Annotated in this window: 15 protein-coding genes; 12 read left to right on the top strand and 3 right to left on the bottom strand. The window is 62.1% G+C overall.

What is annotated here, in order from left to right:
- Genes narH through EPJ54_RS16240 form a run of 3 tightly spaced genes read right to left on the bottom strand, consistent with a single transcriptional unit; the run spans nt 1 to nt 8,003 of the window.
- On the bottom strand, nt 1–1,521 hold the full coding sequence (gene narH / locus EPJ54_RS16250) for a nitrate reductase subunit beta (RefSeq protein ID WP_135212813.1): 1,521 nt from the start codon (nt 1,519–1,521) through the stop codon (nt 1–3).
- Nucleotides 1,521–5,249, bottom strand: a complete 3,729-nt coding sequence (locus EPJ54_RS16245; RefSeq protein ID WP_135212812.1) for a nitrate reductase subunit alpha — start codon at nt 5,247–5,249, stop codon at nt 1,521–1,523. The genes narH and EPJ54_RS16245 overlap by 1 nt, the downstream gene beginning before the upstream one ends.
- A 12-nt stretch (nt 5,250–5,261) precedes the next feature.
- Nucleotides 5,262–8,003 (bottom strand): nitrate/nitrite transporter, encoded by a 2,742-nt coding sequence (locus EPJ54_RS16240; RefSeq protein ID WP_239590979.1) that lies wholly within the window; start codon nt 8,001–8,003, stop codon nt 5,262–5,264.
- Nucleotides 8,004–8,270: 267 nt separating this feature from the next.
- Between EPJ54_RS16240 and EPJ54_RS16235 the strand changes: the two genes are divergently transcribed.
- The 12 genes from EPJ54_RS16235 (at nt 8,271) to ubiM (ending at nt 18,128) form a co-directional block, all read left to right on the top strand.
- The gene (locus EPJ54_RS16235) at nt 8,271–9,068 is read left to right on the top strand and encodes a cyclic nucleotide-binding domain-containing protein (protein ID WP_135212811.1); all 798 of its coding nucleotides are present in this window, start codon (nt 8,271–8,273) and stop codon (nt 9,066–9,068) included.
- Nucleotides 9,061–9,669 carry a molybdenum cofactor guanylyltransferase gene (gene mobA / locus EPJ54_RS16230; RefSeq protein WP_135212810.1) on the top strand — a complete coding sequence of 203 codons (609 nt, stop codon included), beginning with the start codon at nt 9,061–9,063 and terminating at the stop codon, nt 9,667–9,669. The genes EPJ54_RS16235 and mobA overlap by 8 nt, the downstream gene beginning before the upstream one ends.
- Nucleotides 9,666–10,658: a GTP 3',8-cyclase MoaA gene (gene moaA / locus EPJ54_RS16225; RefSeq protein WP_135212809.1), complete on the top strand. Its 993-nt coding sequence runs from the start codon at nt 9,666–9,668 to the stop codon at nt 10,656–10,658. Before mobA ends, moaA begins: the two co-directional genes overlap by 4 nt.
- A complete protein-coding gene (locus EPJ54_RS16220; RefSeq protein WP_135212808.1) occupies nt 10,655–10,909 on the top strand; it encodes a MoaD/ThiS family protein in 255 nt (84 codons plus the stop codon). The genes moaA and EPJ54_RS16220 overlap by 4 nt, the downstream gene beginning before the upstream one ends.
- A gap of 3 nt (nt 10,910–10,912) precedes the next feature.
- Nucleotides 10,913–11,650 (top strand): sulfite exporter TauE/SafE family protein, encoded by a 738-nt coding sequence (locus EPJ54_RS16215; protein ID WP_135212807.1) that lies wholly within the window; start codon nt 10,913–10,915, stop codon nt 11,648–11,650.
- Nucleotides 11,647–12,105, top strand: coding sequence for a molybdenum cofactor biosynthesis protein MoaE (locus tag EPJ54_RS16210; RefSeq protein WP_239590978.1), 459 nt, complete (start codon nt 11,647–11,649; stop codon nt 12,103–12,105). The genes EPJ54_RS16215 and EPJ54_RS16210 overlap by 4 nt, the downstream gene beginning before the upstream one ends.
- Complete coding sequence (gene moaB, locus EPJ54_RS16205) at nt 12,102–12,644, top strand: molybdenum cofactor biosynthesis protein B (RefSeq protein WP_135212806.1); 543 nt, start codon at nt 12,102–12,104, stop codon at nt 12,642–12,644. Before EPJ54_RS16210 ends, moaB begins: the two co-directional genes overlap by 4 nt.
- Nucleotides 12,645–12,646: 2 nt before the next feature.
- Nucleotides 12,647–13,132 carry a cyclic pyranopterin monophosphate synthase MoaC gene (moaC, locus tag EPJ54_RS16200; protein WP_239590977.1) on the top strand — a complete coding sequence of 162 codons (486 nt, stop codon included), beginning with the start codon at nt 12,647–12,649 and terminating at the stop codon, nt 13,130–13,132.
- Nucleotides 13,129–14,316, top strand: coding sequence for a molybdopterin molybdotransferase MoeA (locus tag EPJ54_RS16195; RefSeq protein WP_135212804.1), 1,188 nt, complete (start codon nt 13,129–13,131; stop codon nt 14,314–14,316). Before moaC ends, EPJ54_RS16195 begins: the two co-directional genes overlap by 4 nt.
- An 80-nt stretch (nt 14,317–14,396) precedes the next feature.
- Nucleotides 14,397–15,722: an oxygen-independent coproporphyrinogen III oxidase gene (hemN, locus tag EPJ54_RS16190; RefSeq protein WP_135212803.1), complete on the top strand. Its 1,326-nt coding sequence runs from the start codon at nt 14,397–14,399 to the stop codon at nt 15,720–15,722.
- A gap of 6 nt (nt 15,723–15,728) precedes the next feature.
- Nucleotides 15,729–16,910, top strand: coding sequence for an NnrS family protein (locus EPJ54_RS16185; RefSeq protein WP_135212802.1), 1,182 nt, complete (start codon nt 15,729–15,731; stop codon nt 16,908–16,910).
- A gap of 54 nt (nt 16,911–16,964) precedes the next feature.
- Nucleotides 16,965–18,128, top strand: coding sequence for a 5-demethoxyubiquinol-8 5-hydroxylase UbiM (gene ubiM / locus EPJ54_RS16180; protein WP_135212801.1), 1,164 nt, complete (start codon nt 16,965–16,967; stop codon nt 18,126–18,128).
- Nucleotides 18,129–18,142: the final 14 nt, after the last annotated feature.

Raw genomic sequence — 18,142 nt, 5'->3', positions numbered from 1 at the left:
TCACGCCTCCATCGGGTTCTTGGCTTTGCTGTTCTTCGTTGGACCGAAGAGACCCAGCTCCGTGCGCCCGCCTGACGCCTGGTTGCCGAAGCTGAAGCCGCATGACCCGCGCAGCTGGTAGGCGTCTTCGGCGCCTTCGCGATGCGTGGTGGGGATGACGAAGCGATCTTCGTAATTGGCAATGGCCATGATCTGATACATCTCGTCAATGGCGGCGGCCGTCAGCCCGACGCGTTCGGCGACGCCATGATCGATTACGCCGTCGATCGTCTTGGCCCGCATGTAGGAGCGCATGGCGAGCATACGCTCGAGCGCGGTGACGACCGGCGCCTCTTCACCAGCCGTCAGCATGTTGGCGAGGTACTTCACCGGAATCCGCAAGGAGCGGACGTCCGGCATCACGCCGTCATGCTCGATCGCGCCCATCGCCGCCGCCGATTGGATCGGTGAAAGCGGCGGTACGTACCAGACCATTGGCAGCGTGCGATATTCCGGATGGAGCGGGAAGGCGACCTTCCACTCCATCGCCATCTTATAGACCGGGCTGCGACGCGCCGCCTCGATCCACGCTTCCGGCACGCCATCGGCGCGCGCTTGTGCGATCACCGCCGGATCGTGCGGATTAAGGAAGACGCCGAGTTGGGCGTCGTAGAGATCCTTTTCGTCGACGCTCGCCGCCTGCTCGATGCGATCGGCATCATAGAGGATCACGCCAAGGTAGCGAATACGGCCGACGCAGGTTTCCGAGCACACGGTCGGCTGCCCGACTTCGATGCGCGGATAGCAGAACGTGCACTTCTCGGATTTGCCGCTCGACCAATTGTAATAGATTTTCTTGTAGGGGCACGCCGACACGCACATGCGCCAGCCGCGGCACTTGTCCTGATCGATCAGAACGATGCCGTCTTCCTCGCGCTTGTAGATCGCGCCCGAAGGACACGCCGCCACGCAGGTTGGATTGAGGCAGTGCTCGCACAGACGCGGCAGGTACATCATGAAAGTGTTTTCGAACTGCCCGTAGATATCCTTTTGGACGTTCTCGAAATTGGCGTCCTTTGAGCGCTTCTCGAACTCACCGCCAAGAATCTCCTCCCAATTGGGACCCCATTCGATCTTTTCCATGCGCTGGCCGCTGATCTGTGAGCGCGGCCGCGCGGTTGGAAACGCCTGCATTTCCGGGGCTGTTTGCAGATGCGCGTAGTCGAAATCGAACGGCTCGTAATAATCGTCGATCTCGGGCAGATCGGGGTTGGCGAAGATTTTCGCCAGAATACGCCATTTCGGCCCCATCTTCGGCTGCAGCTTGCCGCCACGCGTCCGTTCCCAGCCGCCATTCCAACGCTTCTGGTTTTCCCATTCGCGCGGATAGCCGACACCCGGCTTGGTTTCGACGTTGTTGAACCAGGCGTATTCAACGCCTTCGCGGCTGGTCCAGACGTTCTTGCAGGTGACGGAGCAGGTGTGGCAGCCGATGCACTTATCGAGATTGAGCACCATGCCGATTTGAGCGCGAACTTTCATCAGCGGCTCCCCTTCGCGGCGAGCGGCTGTTCCAGCCAATCGACCTTCTTCATTTTGCGGATGATGACGAACTCGTCGCGATTGGCGCCGACGGTGCCGTAATAATTGAAGCCATAGGCCAGCTGCGCGTAACCGCCGATCATGTGCGTGGGCTTCAGCACCGTGCGCGTCACCGAATTGTGGATGCCGCCGCGTTGACCGGTCAGCTCAGAGCCGGGTGTGTTCACGATCTTCTCTTGCGCGTGATACATGAGGGTCATCCCCTCTTTCACACGTTGCGAAACCACTGCGCGCGCCGTGAGCGCACCATTGGCGTTGAAGACCTCGATCCAATCATTATCGACGATGCCGGCGCGCTGGGCGTCCTTTTCGGAAATCCAAACCACTGGTCCGCCGCGATTGAGCGTCAGCATCAGGAGATTATCGGTATAGGTCGAGTGGATGCCCCATTTCTGGTGCGGCGTGATGAAGTTGAGCACAATCTCCAACTCGCCGTTCGAGCGCTTGTTGTGCAGTGGCGCGACCGTCTTCAGATCGACCGGCGGCTTATAAACACATAATTGCTCGCCGAACGCGCGCATCCAGAGGTGATCCTGGTAGAGCTGCTGGCGACCCGTCAGCGTGCGCCACGGGATCAGCTCATGCACGTTGGTGTAGCCGGCGTTGTAGCAGACCTTCTCGCTCTCAAGGCCTGACCAAATCGGCGACGAGATGATCTTGCGCGGCTGGGCGACGACATCGCGGAAGCGGATTTTTTCGTCTTCCTTGGGCAGAGCCAGATGCGTGTGATCGCGACCCGTCTGCTTGCCGAGGGAATCCCAGGATTTGACGGCGACTTCGCCGTTCGTCTCCGGCGCCAGCATGAGAATGGTCTCGCAAGCGTCGATCTCGGTTTCGATCTTCGCCAAGCCTTTGGTCGGCCCATCCAGCACCTCGCCATTGAGATGCTTCAGCAGCTCCACCTCGTGCTCGGTATTCCAGCCGATGCCTTTGCCGCCATTACCCACCTTCGTCATCAATGGGCCAAGCGCGGTGAAGCGGCGATAGAGATTGGGGTAGTCGCGCTCGACGATGCTGATCTGTGGTCCGGTTTTTCCGGGGACCAGATCGCATTCGCCTTTCCACCAATCCTGCACGTCAAACGGCTGCGCCAGTTCGGCGGCGCTGTCGTGCTGGATCGGGGTGAGCACCACATCCTTCTCGACGCCCAGCACTTCGGGGCAGACATCGGAGAACGCCTTTGCGATCGCCTTGAAGATTTCCCAATCCGGCTTTGCCTCCCATACTGGATCCACGGCGGCGGTCAGCGGGTGGATGAAGGGGTGCATGTCCGACGTGTTGAGATCGTTCTTTTCGTACCAGGTCGCGGTCGGCAGCACGATGTCACTGTAAACGGCCGTCGTGGACATGCGGAAATCGATGGTGACGAGGAGATCGAGCTTTCCCTCTGGCGCTTCATCGCGCCATTTCACGTCAACGGGTTTGCGGCGCCCGGTGTCGCCAAGATCCTTGCCAAGCACGCCGTTCGACGTGCCGAGCAGATGCTTCAAGAAATATTCATGGCCCTTGCCAGAGGAGCCCAGCAGATTGGAGCGCCACACGAACATATTGCGCGGCCAATTGTCGGGGTGGTCGGGGTCCATGCAGCTCATTTCGAGCCGTTTCGAGGCAAGCTCACGCGCCACATATTCGCGCGCGTCACCGCCGGATTTCTCCGCCGCCTTGGCCACATCGAGCGAGTTGGACTTGAGCGCCGGCGCCGAGGGCAGCCAGCCCATGCGCTCGGCCTTGGCGTTGTAGTCAATAAAGGTCTGACCCCAATCGCCTTCCGGCGCCGTGGGCGAGAGGATTTCCTTCACGTCGAGCGTCTCATAGCGCCATTGATCAGTGTGCGCGTAGAAGAAGCTGGTGGAATTCTGCTGCCGGGGCGGCCTGATCCAATCGAGCGCGAACGCGAGCGGCGCCCAGCCCGTTTGCGGGCGCAGCTTTTCCTGACCCACATAATGCGACCAGCCGCCGCCGGATTGGCCGATGCAGCCGCACATCGCGAGGAGATTGATCACCCCGCGATAATTCATGTCCATATGATACCAATGGTTCATCGCCGCACCGATGATCACCATCGACTTGCCATTCGTCTTTTCGGCATTGGCGGCGAAGCCGCGCGCCACGGCGATGATTTGGTCGCGCGGTACGGTGGTGACCTGCTCGGCCCAAGCCGGCGTGTACGGTTCCATGTCGTCGTAGCTCGCTGGCATGTGCTCGCCGCCGAAGCCTTGATCAACGCCATAATTGGCCATGAAGAGATCATAGACAGAGGCGATCAGAGTCTCACCGTCCTTCAGCGTCATGCGCTTCACCGGTACGCGGCGCATCAAGGTGTCGGGGTGATCGGTGGAAGCAAATCCGTTCGACGCCGTGTTGGCGAAGTACGGAAACAGCACCTCCGCGACATCATCGTGCGCGCCTTTCATGCCCACCCGCAATTTGACGTCGGCGTTGTTGGCGTCCTTCTCTTCAAGGTTCCACTTGCCCTGCTCGCCCCAACGGAAGCCGATCGAGCCCGTCGGTACGACTGGCGCGCCGCTGGACTCATCAATGCCAACAGTCTTCCAGTCCGGATTGTTGGCTTGGCCCAAGCCGTCGGCGAAATCCGACGCACGCAGCAAGCGCTCCGGCACGTAGCGGTCGCCCTGTTTCACCAGCCGCACCAGAAGCGGCATGTCGGTGTAGCGGCGCACGTAATCCTTGAAGTACGGCACCTCGCGGTCGCGATGGAACTCAGTGAGCACAACGTGGCCCATCGCCATCGCCAACGCCGCGTCCGTGCCTTGCTTCACTGAAATCCAGAGATCGGCGAATTTCGAGGCTTCCGAATAGTCCGGACAAATGACGACGGACTTCGCGCCCTTGTAGCGCACCTCGGTATAGAAGTGCGCGTCGGGCGTGCGCGTCTGCGGGACGTTTGAGCCCCACACCAGGATGAATCCCGAATTGTACCAATCCGCCGATTCAGGGACGTCAGTTTGTTCGCCCCAGGTTTGGGGGCTCGCCGGCGGCAGATCGCAATACCAATCGTAGAACGAGCCGCAGACGCCGCCGAGCAGCTGCAGATAGCGCGCGCCGGCGGCATACGAGATCATTGACATCGCTGGGATTGGCGAAAAGCCGAATACGCGATCCGGTCCGTGCTTCTTCACAGTGTAAGCGTTCGCGGCGCCGATGAGTTCAGTGACCTCATCCCATGTCGAGCGCACAAGGCCGCCGCCGCCGCGCAGCGCCGTGTAGTGCTTGCGTTTTTTTTTGTCTTCGACGATCGAAGCCCAGGCCTGCACCGGCGATTTGGATTTGCGCGCCTCGCGCCACAATTTCAGCAAACGCCCGCGCACGAGCGGGTACTTCACCCGATTGCCCGAATAGAGATACCACGAATACGACGCGCCCCGCGCGCAGCCGCGCGGTTCGTGGTTCGGCAGATCGGGACGCGTACGCGGATAATCGGTCTGCTGCGTTTCCCAAGTGACGATGCCGCCCTTGACGTAAATCTTCCAGGAACACGATCCGGTGCAATTCACGCCGTGCGTGGAGCGCACGATCTTGTCGTGCTGCCAGCGGCGTCGATACGCCTCCTCCCATGAACGATCCTCGTCGTTCATGACGCCGTGACCCTTGGAATAGAGCTCTGTCTTGCGCGTGAAGAAGGCCAGGCGGTCTAAAGTGTGGCTCATGCTCTTCCCCTCTTAGCTCGCTGCTTTCGCCGCATCGGACGGCGCGCCGCGTTTGTTTTCGACATCGAATAGGAGCCCGCCCGGTCGCGCATAGACGAACCAAGTGATGGCCAGGCACGACACGTAGAAAATCAGGAAGCCGACGAGCGCGGCGCTGGCGCTGCCCGTCTCCGCAATCGAGAACCCGAAGCTCTTTGGAATAAAGAAGGCCCCATAGGCGGCGATCGCCGAAGTGAAGCCTGTGATCGCCGCCGATTCCTTCTCGGCTTGCTTCAATTGATCCGGCGCGGGGGTTTGGGGTGACAGACGCGCGATCTCCTTGCGCATGATCGCGGGGATCATCTGGAAGGTCGACGCATTGCCCACGCCACTGGCGAAGAACAGCAGCATGAAACAGGCGAAGAAACCGGTGAAGGCGCCAGGCTGATCCTTCGCGCCCAGGAAATAGATCACACCGATCGTGCCCAGCATCATCAGCGCGAACACTGCAAGCGTGACGCGCGCCCCGCCGAAGCGATCAGCGACCCAACCCGTGAACGAGCGCGAAAGCGCGCCAACCAGCGGGCCGAGGAAGGCGATCTGCAACACGTTTACCTCTGGGAATTGTGTGCTGGTCAGCAACGGGAACGCGGCAGAGAAGCCGATGAACGAACCGAATGTGCCCGTGTAGAGCCAGCACATGATCCAGTTCTGCTTGCGTGTGAAAATTACCGATTGCTCGGCGAATGACGCCTTCGCGGTCGAGAGATCGTTCATGCCGAACCACGCCATGAAGGCCGACGCGACAATGAACGGGACCCAGATGAAGCCGGCGTTCTGCATGAACAAAGTGTCGCCGGCGCTGGTCGCCTGGCCCGCCCCGCCAAAGCTGCCGAACACAGCCATGGTAATGGCGATCGGCACCAAGAATTGCATCGCACTGACGCCTAGATTGCCGAGACCGGCATTTAGCGCGAGCGCATTGCCCTTTTCATTGCGGGGGAAGAAGAAGCCGATGTTTGACATCGAGCTTGCGAAATTCCCACCACCCAGGCCGCACAGGAGCGCGAGGCCCAGCATGATCCAGTACGGCGTTTCCGGGTTTTGCACGGCAAAGCCGATGCCAAGCGCCGGCGCCAGCAAGGACCAAGTTGTCAACGTCGTCCACAGGCGACCGCCGAACACTGGCACCATAAAGGAATAGAAAATGCGCAGCGTCGCGCCCGAAAGGCCGGGCAGCGCGGCGAGCCAGAAGAGTTGATCGGTTGAGTAATCGAAGCCAATCAATGGCAGCTTCGCCACAACCACGGACCACACCATCCACACGGCGAACGACAAGAACAGCGACGGGATCGAGAGCCAGAGATTGCGGCTGGCGATCTTGCGCCCGCTCTCGTTCCAGAACACCGGATCCTCGGGACGCCAGTCGGCGATGAGACCCGGCGCCGTCGGCTTGTGCTTGGCCGGCTCGTGGATCGGCTGCATTTCCGGGAATTGCGGCAGACTCTCGAGTTGCTTGCCGACCGCCTCGCGCTCCATCTGACGGATCGCAAAGTGCATCCAGAGCAGCGAACCCGACACGATAAAGAACAGCAGCATGAAGCAACTGGTCCAGATACCGGTAAGATCATTCAGCACACCGAACGCGATCGGCAGAACAAAGCCGCCAAGCCCGCCGATCATGCCGACCAGACCGCCGACCGAGCCCATGTCTTTCGGATAATAGACCGGAATGTGTTTGAAGACCGCGGCCTTGCCCAGGCTCATGAAGAAACCGAGCACAAACACCAGCACCGTGAACGCAACGAGGCCGGTCTCGAGTCTGAAGGCGATTGGCCCCTCGATGCCGTCGATGACATAGCTCGTGGGCGGATAGGAAAGCAGAAACGTCGTCGCGATTCCAACCAGAAAGGTCCAATACATGACCTGCCGCGCGCCGACTTTGTCTGAAAGCACGCCGCCATAAACACGGAAGAGCGAAGCCGGCACGGAGAATGCCGCCGCGACCATGCCGGCTGTCTTTAGGTCAAGGTGATAAACGCCAACGAGATAGCGCGGCAGCCACAGGGCCAACGCAACGAACGCGCCGAACACAAAGAAATAATAGAGCGAGAAGCGCCAGACCTGGACGTTTTTCAGCGGTGCGAATTGCTCGGCCATGCTGCGCGGCTTCACGCCCTTGGCGCGGCGTGCGGCAAGTTCGGGATCGTCCTTCGTAAACAAGAAGAAGAGCGCGGCGATCGCAACAAGCCCAGCGGCCCAAATCTGGGCCACAGCCTGCCAGCCCATGGCCAGCAACACGAACGGTGCGAGAAATTTCGTGACCGCAGCGCCGACATTGCCGGCGCCGAAGATGCCAAGCGCCGTCCCTTGCTTGGCCGATGCATAAAACTTCGAAACGTACGTTACGCCTACCGCGAACGTGCCGCCCGCGATGCCCACGCCAAGCGCGGCGATCAGGAATTGTGGGTAGGTTTGAGCGTAGGAGAGCAGAAAGGTGGCGAGCGCCGCAGCGAGCATCACCAGCGGAAAGACGACCCGGCCGCCATATTGATCAGTCCAGACACCCAGAAATAGCCGAATGATCGAGCCCGTCAGAATGGGCGTACCGATCAGTAGTCCGAACTGCGTTTCGGTAAGTCCGAGATCTTGCTCGATCTGCACGCCGATAATCGAGAAGATTGTCCATACTGCAAAGCTGGCGGTGAAAGCGAGCGTGCTCAGCCACAAGGCCCCGCCAGCGCCCGCGCTTTCTCTTACGTCTTGTCCCACCATGAATTCGGCCCCTGCACGCGTGGTGATGCGCATGCAGAAAGAGGCAAATTGGATCGGAAGCGTTTGATGTGGATCAAGCGTCCCGCCTTCCTACAGAGATTTTTCCAGCGCTGACCTTTTCACTTGATCATTGTCGGGGCTCTATCGCGAAAAATATCAAGCCAAGTCCGCAGGATACGCGACAAAGTACGCAGACTTGATTTCCATCAATTCGCGATTGCATGATCTGCGTCATCACTTGCCACGCTGCACTCGGGAGGTTGAGGCGTGCGCACAAGCGATGTCGAACGCGTAAAGGGCTTGCCGCTCTTCGCTGATGCGGCGCCGGAGACGCTGCGCGTCGCAACCGCTGGCGCGCATTTGCAGCGCTTCCCCGCCAATACGATGCTGCTGCTCGAGGGCGATCCGGTTGATTTTCTTTACGTACTGCTCGATGGCCAAGTCGAACTGCACGGCACTTGGAATGACCGCGAGACGACGTTGGCGATCTTGCGTCCGGTCTCAACCTTTATCCTTGCGGCCGTTGTGCTCGACGCTGAAGCGCTGATGTCGGCGCGCACACTTGATCGCTGCGAAATCCTCATGATCCCCGGCGATGCGATCCGCACCGCGATGCGCCTCGACCCGCGATTCGCGATGGCCGTCTCGCGCGATTTGGCGGGATGCTATCGGGGGTTGGTTCGCAACATCAAGAACCACAAGCTCCGCAACAGCACGGAGCGTCTCGCGAACTATCTGCTGCAGCTCCGCGCGGCCGACAATTCAGGCGGCGTGGTCCGTCTGCATCACGAGAAACGCATTCTTGCTTCGCTGCTTGGCATGACGCCGGAAAATCTCTCGCGCGCGTTCGCCGCGCTGCAGCGTCATGGCGTCAGCGTCCACGGCGCCGTTGTCACGCTCGGCAATATTGGCGCGCTTGAGGCCTTGGCCAAGCCTGATCCTTTGATTGACAATCACGCCCCGCGCATCGGCGACATCATTGCCGACGCCGACGCCGAGATCTGGTCGTCGGAATGGTACAAAACCACCGGCCCTGGGGCTGAGGCGGCCAAACGACATGGATAGGCTTTGCCCTCTTTCTCTCAGCACGGGCGGACTCCTGCTCGCGGGCGGACGCTCCAGCCGCTTTGGGGCCGAAAAAGCCGTTGCGCCCTTTGGCGGCCGCTTGATGATGGATGCAGTGCTCACGCGCTTCAGCGCCCTCGCCGCATGCGCGGTAAGTGCTCGTCCCAATTCGCCAACAGCAGCCCATGCGCAATCACTTGACCTTGAGATCTTGCACGATGAGCCCGATGCGCCGGCCGGTCCGCTTGCCGGCATCGCCGCCGGCCTAGCTTGGGCGAAGACCGCCAATTTCAAAGTGCTGGCGACCGCACCCTGCGACGCCCCTTTGCTGCCGCCGGATCTCTTCCCCGTGTTGCTGGCGTCTATCGGAAATGCGCCGGCTGCGTTCGCCGTGACAGACGCGGGCGAACACCCGCTTTGCGCGGTGTGGCGTGTCGAGATGGCCGACTACATTGCTGCGGAATTTGTCGACGGTCGACATCCTCCGGTACGTGCGCTCCTCGCTGACCATCGGGCCCGACGCGTTCACTTCAAAGATGTGCGCGCGTTTGCCAACGCCAACACACGCGATGCACTTGAGGCGCTGGAGCGCGCAGCATGAGGCCGCTTGTCGATCCCTTCGGGCGCACGATCTCCTATCTGCGCGTTTCAGTGACGGATCGTTGTGACCTGCGCTGCATCTATTGCATGAGCGAGCGCATGCGCTTTCTTCCGCGCAAGGATCTGCTTTCGATTGACGAGCTTGATCGGCTGTGCGCCGCCTTTGTCGCGCGTGGGGTGCGACGACTCCGCTTTACCGGCGGCGAGCCCTTGGTTCGGCGCGGCTTTTTGGACCTTCTTGAAGCGGTGTCGCGTCATCTGGGCCAAGGGCTTGATGAAATCACGCTCACCACGAATGGCGTTCAACTTGCTGACTTCGCACAAGACTTGGCGCGCATCGGCGTCAAGCGCGTGAACGTGTCGGTCGACTCATTCGATCGCGAGACATTCGCCCGCATTGCCCGGCGCGATCGCCTCGGCGACGTGCTCGGCGGTATCGAAGCCGCGGTCGCGGCGGGGCTGAAGGTCAAGATCAACACGGTCGCGCTTAAGCACGACAACGCGCATGAAATTCCGGACCTCATCCAATGGGCCCACGCGCGGGGCCACGACATCACCTTGATCGAAACCATGCCGCTCGGCGAGATCGACGAAGATCGTACCGACCAATTCCTCTCGCTTGCACGTGTGCGCGAAGATCTCGCCTCCTATTGGCGCCTCACCGACTTGCCGGATCGCACGGGCGGCCCGGCGCGCTACGTCCGCGTCGAAGAAACAGGCGGCCGCTTGGGGTTCATCACCCCACTCACGCACAATTTTTGCGAGGGATGTTCGCGGGTCCGTCTGACTTGTACGGGACGGCTCTATCTTTGCCTCGGCCACGAAACAGCGGCGGATTTGCGTGCGCCGCTCCGCGACGACGCCTCCGACGTTTCACTGCAGGCCGCGATCGACGCCGCGATCGCTCTGCGCCCCAAGGGGCATGATTTCCAGATTGAACGTCTGCGGACGCCGGCGACGGAGCGCCATATGTCGGTGACGGGCGGATGACGCGCATCTTGTTCTTCGGTCGCCTCCGCGACCTTGCCGGCTATGCCGAGCGCGATTTGGAAATACCCGATACCGTCGCTACGGTCACGGATTTGCGCGCCCTGCTCAGTGCGGACGATCCCGAACTGGGTGACGCCATCGCCGCGCGCGGCGTCCGCGTCGCGGTCGATCAGAGCTTCTGCCTCAACGAACTGGCCTCCGTGCGCGATGCGCGTGAAATCGCCTTTATGTCACCGCTGAGCGGAGGCTGAGCCATGGGCGAGAGCATGATCCTCTATCTCGCCCTGGCCATAGCGTCGGCGGCGGCCCTCTATTCCTCCGTCGGTCACGGCGGCGCCTCCGCCTATATCGCGCTCATGGCGTTAGCGGGCCTGGCGCCTGACGACGTGCGACCAGCCGCGCTCGTCCTCAATATCGTTGTAGCCGGCCTCGGCGCATTCCGCTTCATCCGCGCCGGCCGCTTTGACTGGCGCGTCTTCTGGCCGTTCGCAATTGCAGCCATACCGGCCGCATTTCTTGCCGGACGCATTGATGTGCCGGAGCACATCTATCGCCCACTGCTCGCGTTCGCCCTCGCCGCGGCGGCTTTGCGCTATCTCGTCTGGCCCCAGATTGACGCCGTCAAGCCGAGTGCGCCGCCATCACCGCTCGTCGCGCTCCCCGTCGGCGCCGCTCTAGGCGCGCTCGCCGGCCTCACCGGCATTGGCGGGGGCGTCTATCTCTCGCCGCTGCTTGTGTTCGCCGGATGGGCCGATCCCCAACGCGCCACTGGCATCGCCGCATGTTTCATCGTTGTTAATTCGCTGGCGGGTCTTGCCGGTCGCGCGTCTTTGTTTGCGACTCTGCCCAGTTTTCTGCCTTGGCTTGTCGGCGCAGCGAGCATTGGCGCCTTGATCGGCACAACGTGGAGCCTGAGGGGCTTAAACCAAGCGGGCGTCCTGCGCGTTCTCGGACTCGTGCTCGGCATTGCCGCGGCGGCGCTCATCGCATGATGCATGTTGTCGTCACCGCCGAACCATTCGCGCCCGCCCACGAGGTCGCGCGCTTCGCTGCAGTGCGAAGCGATCAATGTGGCGCATTAGCGAGCTTCGTCGGCTATTGCCGGGGCCACGCGGGCGAGAGCTCTGTGACCGCACTTGAGCTGGAGCACTATCCTGGCTTCACCGAAGGTGAGATCGAGCGGCTCGCCCAGCAGGTGGGCGCCAAGCACGCGCTTGATGCACTCCTGGTCATCCACCGGGTCGGAATTATTCCCGCGGGTGAAGCGATTGTGCTTGTCGCGGCGCAGAGCGCCCATCGCGCCAACACCTTCGCCGCCGTTGAAGAAATGATGGATTATCTCAAGACCGACGCGCCGCTCTGGAAACGCGAATCTGGACCGGACGGCGCGCGCTGGATCGAACCCACAAACGAAGATTACGCACGCCGTCAGGAGCATGGCGCATGAGCCCGCACGCTTGCCGCATTGATGAAAACCTTCCCTTCAAGCCGGTGCATGTCGCCGTCCTGACGATTTCCGATACACGCGATATCGAAAGCGACACCTCAGGCGCGTTGCTGGCCGAACTCGCGCAGCGCGATGGACACCGCATAGGCGCGCGCGCGTTGGTGCGCGACGATGTCGGTGAAATTCGCGCCCAGGTAAGCGCCTGGCTCCAAGACCCGCACATCGATGTGATCGTCTCCACAGGCGGCACGGGCCTCACCGGGCGCGATGTCACACCAGAGGCGCTACGCCCCCTCTTCGAGAAAGAGATCGATGGGTTTTCAGTCATCTGGCACATGCTGAGCTATCAAGGCGTCGGCCTCTCCACGCTCCAGTCGCGGGCGTGCGCTGGTGTGGCCAAAGGAAAATTCATCTTTGCTCTCCCCGGCTCTAACGGCGCCTGCCGCGATGGTTGGGAGAAGATCATCCGCTGGCAATTGGATAGCCGCCACACGCCCTGCAACATGGTCGAGATCATGCCACGCCTGCTGGAACGATGACGATGAACGACCGCCTCACCCACCTTGATGCCGAAGGCCGTGCGCGCATGGTCGATGTCGGCGACAAGCCCGCCACTGTGCGCGAGGCTGTCGCACAAGGTCACATCCGCATGGCGAACGCGACCTTGCAGCGCGCCATGAGTGGCGACACGCCTAAGGGCGATGTCCGCGCGATCGCCGAAATCGCCGGCGTCATGGCAGGCAAACGCACCGCAGACCTCATCCCGCTGTGCCACCCCATCGCGCTTTCGAGCCTGAAGGTCGACGTAGCGCCAGATGAGAAGGCGCCAGGCTTTCTTGTGACGGCCCGCGCGAGAACAACCGGTCAAACCGGCGTTGAGATGGAAGCGCTCACCGCGGTTTCGGTCGCGTGCCTCACGCTCTACGACATGCTCAAGGCGATCGATCGCGGCATGGTCATCGAAGGCGTCGGCTTGATCGAAAAGCACGGCGGCGCCAGCGGCTCTTACGTGCGCGACGCATCATGATTGGCGTAGCCCAAGCCCAAGCCCTCATGCTCGCCGCCGCCAATCCGGTGGAGACCGAACAAGTTCCCTTACGATCGGCGCGCGGACGAACGCTCCGCGAAGATATTGTCGCCGCCCGCGCCCAACCACCGTTTCGCGCCTCGGCGATGGACGGCTATGCCCTCCGCGCCGCAGACACACCGGGCGTCTTGCGCATGATCGGCGAAACCAGCGCCGGCCGCGCACTTGATCGCGCGCTCAACCCCGGCGAATGCGCGCGCATCTTTACTGGGGCGCCGCTTCCGGATGGCGCCGATTGTGTGCTGATCCAAGAGGACGCTGTTCGCGACGGCGATCAGGTAACATCGCCGCCAATCGCAGCAGGGCGCCACGTACGCGATGCCGGTGTGGATTTCGAAATCGGCGACGTACTGCTCCGCACCGGCCGTCTCATGGACGCCGCCGCCATTGCGCTGGCGGCGGCGGCTGGACGCGCGTCGCTCCAGGTCGCGCGCGCGCCGAAGGTGGCTGTCTTGAGCGGCGGCAATGAGATAGTCCCTCCAGGCACGCTCCCGGCGCCTGACCAAATCTTTGACTCCATGAGTTACGGCATCGCTGCTCTTGCCGAAAGCTGGGGCGCCGGCGCCGACACGCGCGCTCCGTTCCGCGACGACGCCAGCGCAATCGCCACGTCCGTCGGACAATCCATCGATACGCACGATCTTACGATCATCGTCGGCGGCGCCTCGGTGGGCGACCATGATCACGCGCGCCCTGCTTTGCGGCGGCTTGGCGCGGAATTCCTGTTTGAGAAGGTCGCGCTGCGACCCGGAAAGCCGACCTGGTTTGCGCGCATTGGCGAAAAGCTCGTGCTCGGGCTGCCGGGCAATCCGGCGTCCGCCTTTGTCTGCGCCCGCTTGTTCTTGCGGCCGCTCCTCGACCAGCTTTGCGGACGCGATCCGACAGCGTCGATGCGCGCCACAAGCGCACGCACCCGGACGCCTCTGGCGACAAACGGTCCACGCGCGACTTATCTGCGCGCGCATGTCGAAGCTGACGCCAGCGGACAGCTCTGGGCGCGCGCGCCACACAATCAGGATTCATCGCTGATCTCTGTATTCGCAGGCGCCAATGCGTTGATCGTACGTGCGTCGGACGCACCGGCGGCGCCGGAGAGCGCGCTCGTCGACTTGATCTACCTCTGACTACTTCTGTGCGCTTGCGCCGCATCGGCGCTTGACCAACGTCAATCGTCTCCGCGCCATCCCGCGTGATGATCACTACTATGGATCCGCATCTCCTCCCCTACGCGGAACGTCAAGCGCCGCGTTACACCTCATATCCCAGCGCGCCACATTTCAGCGCGGATGTCGATGGCGCGCTCTATCAGTCCTGGCTTGGCGCCTTGCCTGAGAGAGCCGCTCTCTCGCTTTACTTGCACATCCCCTATTGCAAGCAGCTCTGCTGGTATTGCGGCTGCAATACCTACCTCACGCGCGGTGGCGACATTCCCGATTTCGTCACGACGCTGATGACCGAGATTGATCTCGTCGCCTCCGCGATCGGCTCGCACAATGTGAGCGAGATCCATTGGGGCGGTGGTACGCCAAACATCCTTTCTCCGGATGAATTTCTGCGGTTGCAGCATCATCTGGATTTTTGGTTCGATCTGGCGCCGAACTTGTCACACGCTATTGAACTTGATCCCCGTCATATCACGCGCGCGCTGGCGGCCAGCTATATTCAAGCGGGCGTTAATCGCGTCTCGCTCGGCGTTCAGGACCTCAACCCGCATGTGCAAATGGCGATGGGCCGGGTTCAGCCGCAGGCGCAGGTCGCTGAAGCCGTCGCTATACTCCGTGGGGCGGGCATCACGGACCTCAGCTTCGATCTCATGTATGGTTTGCCCCATCAAACCGTTCAGGATGTCGCCCACACGATCCGTCTTGCGGCAGACTTGGCGCCCAATCGCATCGCTCTGTTCGGCTACGCGCATGTGCCTTGGTTCAAGCGCCGCCAGCGCCTGATCGACGCCGACGCCTTGCCAGATGCTGAGGCGCGCTTCGAACAGGCGGAGCTCGCGCGCACCCTTTTGTGCGATCTCGGCTACGAGAGCATCGGCTTGGACCATTTCGCCAAGCCGGAGGACCCACTGGCCAAAGCGGCGCACGCCCGCACGCTCCATCGCAACTTTCAGGGCTACGTTCCAAGCAGTGCGGACGCCCTGATCGGCTTCGGTCCCTCCGCGATTTCGCGCCTGCGCGAGGGCTACGCGCAAAACATCCCCGCAGTGCGAACGTGGGCTCGGGTTGTGGAGTCCGGTCGCTTGCCGACCGTGCGCGGTCACACGCAGAGCGCCGACGATGCGCGCCGCGAGGCCATTATTGAATCGCTCATGTGCGACTTAGAAGTCGATCTTGCGCCGTTTGGCGGCGCCGCCGCCTTTACCGCCTCCCTCACCGCGCTCGCGCCGCTTGCATTGGACGGGCTGGTCGAGATCAACGGCGATATCATTCGCGTGCCGACAAATATGCGAGCGTTTTGCAGGCTCGTCGCCTCCGCGTTTGACGCCTACGCCAATGCCGGCACGCAACATTCAAAGGCAATCTAAGACGCGATGACAAGCACCGCGGAACGCTATCGCACCTATCAAGGGCCGGCTCTCTTCAGCATGGGCTTTCGCCCGTTCTTTCTGCTCGCGGCTTTGTGGGCGGCGATCGCCGTTCCGATTTGGGTGGCGGCGTTTAGCGGCTGGCTGCCTGCGGAGCATTTCAATCGCGACTGGCACGCCCACGAAATGGTGTTCGGCTATTTGAGCGGCGTGATTGCCGGCTTCTTGCTGACAGCCGTGCCGAATTGGACCGGAAGGCTGCCAGTCACGGGCGCGCCGCTCATGGGGCTGGTTACGCTCTGGTGCGCGGGCCGTGTCGCCATGCTGGCGCCTGACTTCGCTTTGGCGCCCGTATTCGACGCATCGTTTCTGTTTGTGTTCGCGCTGGTGATCGCGCGTGAGATTATCGCTGGGCGCAATGTGCGTAACATCCCGGTGCTAGCGCTCCTCTGCGTGCTCGCAACCGCCAACCTGCTCTCACATCTGGGGTCATTCGATCCTGATTTGGCGCTCCTTGGCGAGCGCATCGGCATTGGCGTGGTCTCGATGTTGGTGGCGCTGATCGGCGGACGCATCGTGCCGAGTTTTACCCGCAATTGGATGGCCAAACAGCGTATGGCGCCCGAGCCCGTAGCGTCATCGCGGTTTGATGCGATTGCGCTTGGCGTGGCGGCCATCGCACTTAGCCTCTGGGCGGCGATGCCGACGCACTTTGCTACAGGGCTCATGCTCACACTGGCGGGCGTGCTTCATTTGGCGCGGCTTGCGCGCTGGCAAGGCTGGCGCACGCACGCTGAACCCTTGGTGCTCGTGCTGCATGTGGGCTATCTCTGGCTCTGCCTGGGCTTGCTGTTGAGCGGCATGGCTATTTTGCCGCTTGGCGTCGTGCCTGCGGCGAGCGGGCTGCACGCCCTAACCGCCGGCGCCTTCGGCGTCATGACGCTTGCGGTCATGACGCGCGCCAGCTTGGGGCACACTGGCCAGCCGCTCACGGCCGGCCCGCGCATCAGCGCCATTTATTGGCTGGTCAATCTGGGCGCTGCCTTGCGCGTCGTCTCCCCGTTTTTCCCTGACATGTACGCGCCCATGCTCGCCGCATCAGCGTTCGCGTGGAGCGGCGCGTTCGTTTGGTTCGTCGCTGTCTATGCGCCGCTCTTGCTGCGCCGCCGCGTGACAATCTCCCGGTGAAATCATCTTGCGCCATCTCAAAACCAGCGCGACCTCGAACGGTATGAGAAAGCCATGAATGAGTATGATCTCATCATCGTCGGCGCCGGGCCGGCCGGCCAGAGCCTGGCGGCGCGTCTCGCACAAGCGCCCTTGCGGATCGCCTTGATCGACGGTGAGTCAAAAGCCACGCTGGCGGCGCCAGCCTATGACGGACGCGAAATCGCACTCACGCAAACCTCGATTGCACGCCTGAAGCAACTTGGCGCCTGGGAGCGTCTGGCGGAAGCAGAGGTCGCCCCACTTACGCGCGCGGAGGTACTGAACGGCCAATCGCCCTACGTGCTGAGCTTTGCCGATCAACCCGGAAACGCGCTTGGTGCCCTTGCGCCAAATTCCGCCATCCGGCGCGCCTTGTTTCACACGATCGCCGGCCAAGAGAATTGCGACTTTCACACCGGCCGCGCGGCGACACTTGACGCGATTGACGCGAAGGGCGCGCAGGTGCGTCTCGCGGACGGCGCCATCATCCGTGGTAAAATGGTCGTCGCCGCCGATACGCGTTTTTCCTTGCTCAGGAAGGGCCAGGGCATCAGCGCGCACATGCTCGACTTTGGCCGCACCATGCTGGTGTGCCGCGTACAGCATGCCCAGCCGCAGAACGGCGTCGCCACTGAATGGTTCGGCCACGGTCAGACGGTCGCCATGCTGCCGCTCCGTGGCGATCAGTCGTCCTTTGTGCTGACGCTCAGCGCCCACGCCATGCAAAGCGTGATGGCGCTATCTGACGTGGATTTCGCGCGCGATGTCGAGCGGCGCACCCAAGCGCGCTGGGGCGAAATCACGCTCACAAGCAGGCGCCACGCCTATCCGCTGGTGGCCGTCTATGCCAGCCGCTTCGTCGGGCGCCGCTTCGCTCTCATCGGCGACGCCGCCGTCGGCATGCACCCTGTCACGGCGCATGGCTTCAATTTTGGTCTTCGCAGCGCCTACGCGCTCGGAGACGAAATCATGCGCGCGTTGAAGGCAGGCCGCGACATCGCCGACCCGCGAGGCTTAGCACGGTATGAGCGCGGGCATCGCCGCGCCACGCTTCCCCTTTACGCCGCCACCAATGCGATTGCGCAGCTCTACAGCGACGAACGACCATTTGCGCGGGTCGCACGCACGGCGGGCTTGCGTCTGATGAACCTTGCACCAGGCGCGCGCCGCCTCGTCGAGGCGAGTTTGCGCCATTAAGAGCGCCCCAGGGA

Origin of the sequence: Vitreimonas flagellata (genome assembly GCF_004634425.1) — a bacterium.
Lineage (GTDB): Bacteria > Pseudomonadota > Alphaproteobacteria > Caulobacterales > Aquidulcibacteraceae > Vitreimonas > Vitreimonas flagellata.
This window is presented reverse-complemented; position numbering and strand designations above follow the sequence as displayed.